The organism is Apilactobacillus sp., assembly GCF_025290035.1.
Lineage (GTDB): Bacteria > Bacillota > Bacilli > Lactobacillales > Lactobacillaceae > Apilactobacillus.
The window spans coordinates 24,366-29,181 of sequence record NZ_JAMBKT010000012.1 but is presented as its reverse complement, the minus strand read 5'-3'; the positions used below and the strand labels follow the sequence as shown (position 1 = coordinate 29,181).

Here is a 4,816-nt window from a genome sequence, read left to right as displayed (position 1 = left end):
GGGTAGATGAAGTGTTTCGGAATTAGTAAGTGTTTTTTTAAATATTCTTTAATGCTGGTGGGTTTAGATAATCCCTTGATGGGAACTTGATAGTGCCATTTTTGCATTTTTTAGCCTCTTTTGGTTAATTCTATTACTCAAATGGTTTAAGTTGTGATAAGGTGTAAATAGTAATTTTTATTCGGAGGTCACTATGGACAAGAAAATCATTACAAGCTGGAGTTTGTTGTCACTTGCGATGTTTATTATTTGTGACGTATTAATGGGTGGTCACTCTTCTGATATCACCAAAACAGCCGTATTTGCAGTTGTTTTATATTTAGTGTTAATCATTGGTGGACTTAGAAATTGGCGCTTAGCGTACCATTTCTTACTATTTATTGTGGGTATTTACACATTAACCATGATTAGAATCGTCTTTATTTTTGCGACTGAACATAACAGTAGCGTTTCAATAATAACTTTTATTTTTGCAGTGTTAGGAATTATTGTCAACTTGTTGTGGTATCGAATTGCCGCCAAACAAATCAAAGCTGACTATGTCCGAATCGTGAAAAAGAACGTAAAAAAATAAGATAGGTGTTAAATTAAATGGAAATAGATGCACAAAAATTTATTGAAGATGTTGAAAATGAAAAATACGAAACATTTTCAAGTGAAGTAACGCTTGCCAGCGTTAAAAAAGACCCTAAAAAAGCCTTTGCTGAAGCAGTCGCTTTTATGGATGAACAAATCAATAGTGGACGACTAGCTTCTGCCTTAGTTCAAGTAAAGGGCGAAGAAATTAGTTTTTACTTACAAAATGGCATTGTGAACTTACCATATCGCTACATCAAAAACATCTCGAAGATGATGAGCGACGAAGGTAACTGTCCGCTAAACGTTTATATGTTAGTGGAATCACCAGATGTAAACCGCTCTAAGTTAAGAATCGATGAATTATCAACACAAGACGACTTTACTGATAACGACGAGATTAACGCCAAACTAGTGGAATGGGTCAACCAACAACTAGCTGCTGTTGATGAAAATCGTGCGATTGCTGCTGAAGCTGATAAGCAAACTGATAAAAAGAAACCGGCTAAAAAACCAGCTGCTAAGAAAACCACTAAAAAGACCACTAAGAAAAAATAGGCAACAGTAGGTAATTTGTGTTATACTACTGTTTGCGATGAGTCGAGGAGATCACGCAGCGAAAGCTGTCTTCACAAGATGTGATTAAGTGATATTTTCGGAGGGGACACATTATGCGAACGTAATTCGCGTGTCTGGTATTTCGGTGATGTGAACACCACTTACCCGTCTACTTAGTAGATGCCAAAAAGGACGTAACTTCATTGAAGTTACGTCCTTTTTTCTTTTTATTTTACAAAGTATAATTGGTCATCAATTAAGTCAAAACGTTGATGATGTTGGTTTAATTTTTTGACGTCGTCAATTTCGATGAATTCAGCGTTATCCCAGAAAATCTTTGAATCAGTTGCGCCATACTTTTCACCAATCGTGATTAGGGTAATATCTTTACCAGATTCACGAATTGCTGATAATAAACGCCAATCAATATCGACGCCATTAGGTGACCAGCACATGATAATGTAATCAATCTCACCTTGATATTTTTGAAATGCTTCAATCGCATCGAGGGTTTCGACGTCAGTTAGAAGGTGTTTACCGGTTTCGTTTTCCTTCGTCCAAGCTAAACTATCGGTACAAATTACATCAGCACCGTTATCACGCAGTCCCTTTGAAATATAACCATTACCGGCCATTACTTCTAGTGCTTTATGGCCGTCTAAAAACTTAGCTAAATCATTGACGAATGGTGCTGAAATATAAGCCCACATTCCGTATTCATCCTCTAAGTAGTCACGAAATTCACGGATATCCTTATCTAACTTAGGTAGATTATCGACATAGGTGTTCCAGACTTGATCGCCCTTAGGGTCGCCCATTGGATATTTATTATTCACAAAGGTGAAGATGGTGTCTTGAATATCATCTGGCAAAAGTAATTCCGGTAAATCTTGCGGTAATTGCTTTTGCTGCAATAATCTATCGGCTTCTAAAATATTATTTAATAGGTATTTAATATCTGAAAAATCACTAAAGACCTCATAGTAATGCTTGATGCGTTCAATGTATGAAGGTTGATGGGTGATTTTTTTGTTTTTCTTCATTTTCTTAAGTAGTTTCTTTTTATCCATAGGAATCTCCTTGTAACGATTAGTTCTTATTCTATTGGAAAAAGGGGATGAATGCAAAAGACATTGTTTTATGTAATAAGATATAACATATTATCCCAAAGATAACGCTTAAATGAAATTAATCTAGAATTTATTCTGTACTTATTTCTTTTTAATGATATAATATGTAACATAATATAACATTAATGAAATGGGGTAGAGTAAATGGATTTAGCAAGTACCGGATTTGTATTTATTTCTAGCATTTTGGTTTTATTCATGACACCAGGTTTGGCGTTCTTCTATGGAGGTTTAGTTTCCAAGAAAAACGTTGTTAACACTACCATGTCAGTGTTCATTATGACTGGATTAGCAGTTATTTTATGGGTTGCAGTTGGTTATAGTTTATCTTTTTCAGGTAACATTGGTGGGTTTATCGGGGATTTATCGAACCCATTCATGCATGGAATTGATTTGAACTCATTGACTTCAACTAAGATTCCAGTAAGTATTTATTCAATTTTTGAAATGATGTTCGCTGTTATAACCCCAGCGCTTTTCGTTGGTGCAATTGTTGGAAGAATTCGTTTTAAATTTTTATTATGGTTCGTAATCCTATGGTCCATTATTATTTACTACCCAATGGTACATATGGTGTGGTCACCAAATGGTATTTTAGCTTCATTAGGAACACTAGACTTTGCTGGTGGAACCGTTGTTCATATTAATGCCGGGGTGACTGCCTTAGTATTATCAATTTATCTAGGCAAACGTTTAGACTTTGGTAAGGAAACTAAGCACTACAACCTTTCATGGGTCCTTTTAGGAACTACCATTCTATGGATCGGTTGGTATGGTTTTAACGCTGGATCAGCACTAGGCGTTAACAATATCGCAATGCAAGCCACTATGACTTCAACTGTCGCTGCAGCTACTTCGATGATGGTTTGGATGTTATTAGACATGCACTTTGTTGGTAAACCACAATTAGGTGGTATCTGTACTGGTACTCTTTGTGGATTAGTTGGAATTACTCCTGCTGCTGGTTTTGTTACTATTACTGGTGCATTTGCAATTGGAATTGTTGCGACGCTAGTAAGTTACTACTACTGCAATGTTTTAAAGAACAAGATTGGTGCTGACGATACCCTAGATGCATTCGGTTGTCACGGTGTTTCTGGAATGGTTGGTAGTATCATGACTGGTCTATTAGCTACTAAGTCAGTTAACAGTTCCATTGTTGATAACGGTCTATTCTACGGTGGTGGTATGAAACTATTCGCTACCCAAATTATTGCGACTTTAGTAACCATTATCTTCGTATCAGTAGCCTGTGCCGTAATTATCGTCCTATTAAAACTAGTAATGCCAATGCGTGTTACTAAGGATGAAGAAATTAAGGGTCTTGATATCGCGGAACATGGTGAAACAGCTGATTACATGGTCTTCTATGGTGATACTGGTGTAGACCACTCTAAGGATATCGAAGTTAATGCTGATGAATTCAAGGGACAAATCAGTCACTTGGATAATCCCAATTTACCTAAAGATTAAAAATTTTTCATAATCTAAAAAGCCTGATGCGTCAGGCTTTTTTTACCCCTAATTAAAAATAAATTAGAAATAAATTAAAAAATGTGTTGACTTTTATAATTTATGGAATTAGTATTTATATCAATCAAACAAATCATTTAAACAAAAAGATCGGGAGAGTAACCTAGGTTGATAGTTCAGAAAGTCTGCGGTTGATGTGAGCAGATCGAATTAACTTAAGTGAAGATGGCCCGTTAATTGGCAGCGTCGATACTTATTAAACGCTGATGGGTTGGCAACCATTATTAATTGCACACGTTGATAGACGTTAGTGAGGGGTGTAGTGTAAACTGCACCTAAATTAGAATGGTACCGCGGAATCCGCTTCTAGCTTATAAGCTAGGAGCGGATTTTTTTGTTGATTTGATTGAAAAGAAGATAAATTTTAAGGAGTGATTGATATGACACAAGTAGCAACTAAGACAACTCATTTTGATATCGTAGGAAGTTTTCTACGTCCCAAAGAATTAAAAGAAGCACGCAGCGCATTTATTAAAAACGAAATTGATCAAGCACAACTAACAGCAGTTGAAAATAAGTTAATTCAAGATTTAGTCCAAAAAGAAATTCAACATGGCTTAAAAATTGTCACTGATGGAGAATTCCGTCGTAGTTACTGGCACTTAGATACATTCTGGGGATTTGATGGAATCAAGCATACTCATCAAGAACACGGCTACATATTCCACGACGTTGAAACTAGAAATGATTCAGCGCAAGTTGAAGGCAAAATCAAATTTAATCCCAACCATCCAGACCTATTAGCGTTTAAGTTCTTACAAGCACAAGTTGCTGATAGTGAAGATGTAATTGCTAGACAAAGCATTCCATCACCAGCTCAATGCTACGCTGAATTAGTTCGTGGTCCTGAAAACATCGCTGCCTTAAAAGCAGTATACGGGGATGACTTAGACGCTGTTATCCATGACCTAGGATTAGCCTACCATGACTTAATCCTAGCGCTATACGATGCTGGTTGTCGCGATGTCAAAATCGATGACTGTACTTGGGGCATGCTTTCAGATAAGGACTTCTGGAAA

At 36.4% G+C, this 4,816-nt stretch carries 5 protein-coding genes and 1 other annotated feature; of the genes, 4 read left to right on the top strand and 1 reads right to left on the bottom strand.

The features are described from left to right. Positions 1-193 precede the first annotated feature (193 nt). Together M3005_RS04295 and M3005_RS04290 are read left to right on the top strand one after the other, a co-directional pair. A complete protein-coding gene (locus tag M3005_RS04295) occupies positions 194-574 on the top strand; it encodes a hypothetical protein (RefSeq protein ID WP_293793997.1) in 381 nt (126 codons plus the stop codon). Positions 575-591: 17 nt separating this feature from the next. Then, positions 592-1,134, top strand: coding sequence for a hypothetical protein (locus tag M3005_RS04290; RefSeq protein WP_293793996.1), 543 nt, complete (start codon positions 592-594; stop codon positions 1,132-1,134). 227 nt (positions 1,135-1,361) lie between these two features. Here M3005_RS04290 and M3005_RS04285 read toward each other — a convergent pair whose 3' ends face one another. After that, positions 1,362-2,204, bottom strand: coding sequence for a methyltransferase domain-containing protein (locus M3005_RS04285; RefSeq protein WP_293793995.1), 843 nt, complete (start codon positions 2,202-2,204; stop codon positions 1,362-1,364). Between the two features lie 204 nt (positions 2,205-2,408). Between M3005_RS04285 and M3005_RS04280 the strand changes: the two genes are divergently transcribed. Together M3005_RS04280 and M3005_RS04275 are read left to right on the top strand one after the other, a co-directional pair. After that, positions 2,409-3,737: an ammonium transporter gene (locus M3005_RS04280; RefSeq protein ID WP_293793994.1), complete on the top strand. Its 1,329-nt coding sequence runs from the start codon at positions 2,409-2,411 to the stop codon at positions 3,735-3,737. Positions 3,738-3,874: 137 nt separating this feature from the next. Beyond that, positions 3,875-4,108 (top strand) — a binding site (T-box leader). Positions 4,109-4,177: 69 nt separating this feature from the next. Continuing rightward, a partial coding sequence (locus M3005_RS04275; protein ID WP_463670944.1) for a uroporphyrinogen decarboxylase/cobalamine-independent methonine synthase family protein occupies positions 4,178-4,816 on the top strand: 639 nt, incomplete at its 3' end.